Origin of the sequence: Nocardioides marinquilinus, assembly GCF_039543705.1 — a bacterium.
GTDB lineage: Bacteria > Actinomycetota > Actinomycetes > Propionibacteriales > Nocardioidaceae > Nocardioides > Nocardioides marinquilinus.
This window is the reverse complement of the sequence record NZ_BAABKG010000010.1, coordinates 1-1,115: the sequence shown is the minus strand read 5'-3', so window position 1 is coordinate 1,115 and position 1,115 is coordinate 1. Positions and strand designations below refer to the sequence as shown.

The window sequence follows — 1,115 nt, the reverse complement described above, 5'->3', positions numbered from 1 at the left end:
TGTGATGCCCAGGCACGTTGTGCGATCGGGTACGGCGCGTCCGTAGATGGGTGAAGGCCTCCCGCGGTGGAGTGGAGCTGTCTAGAAACCGCTTCACCGCCAGGAGGCCTTCATGTCCCACGCTAGTCATGCCAACGCTGCGTTGACACCGCGACACCGTCTGAGGTTGGCCCGATTGATCGTCGATGACGGTTGGCCGGCCTCGCGGGCCGCAGAGTTCTACAACGTCAGCTGGCGCACCGCGGACAAGTGGGCCAAGCGCTACCAGGCCGAAGGACCAGCCGGCATGAACGACCGTTCCTCAGCGCGCCATACCCAGCACGCCAAGACACCGGCACCAGTGGTCCGCAAGATCGTGCACCTGCGCTGGAAACAACGCCTCGGCCCGGTCCCGATCGCAGCCAAGCTGGACATGCCGGCCTCGACCGTGCACGCGGTGCTGACCCGGTGCCGCCTCCAGCGGCTCTCCCACATCGACCGAGTCACCGGTGAGCCTGCACGGCGCTACGAACGCGAACGCCCCGGTGAGCTGATCCACGTCGACGTCAAGAAGCTCGGCAACATCCCCGACGGCGGCGGCTGGCGCTACCTCGGCAGGGCCCAGGGGGCAAAGAACCGTAGCGCCACCAAGGACCGCACCGGCGCGAGCAACGCCTACCACCACCCCAAGGTCGGCACCTGCTTCGTGCACACCGTGATCGATGACCACACCCGCATCGCCTACGCCGAATGCCACGACAACGAGACCGCCGCGACCGCGGTCGCGGTACTGCGCCGAGCCGTGGATTGGTTCGCCGCGCACGGCATCACCGTCGAACGGGTGCTGTCCGACAACGGCTCGCCCTACATCTCCCACCTGTGGCGAGACACCTGCACCGAGCTGGGCATCACACCCAAACGCACCCGACCCCGCCGACCTCAGACCAACGGCAAGATCGAACGCTTTCACCGCACCCTGACCGATGGGTGGGCCTACCGGCGTCTCTACACGTCCGAAAACGCCCGCCGAGCAGCCCTGGCAGGATGGCTGCACCAGTACAACCACCACCGGCCCCACTCAGCCCTCGCAGGCCAACCACCCATCAACCGGTTGAACAACCTGGCTGGGCATCACA

The 1,115-nt window shown here is 66.5% G+C and carries 1 protein-coding gene; it reads left to right on the top strand.

The genetic code is table 11. The features are described from left to right. Window positions 1-112: 112 nt before the first annotated feature. Window positions 113-1,115 (top strand): IS481 family transposase (locus ABEA04_RS22915; protein ID WP_345464682.1); only part of this gene is annotated, 1,003 nt, incomplete at its 3' end.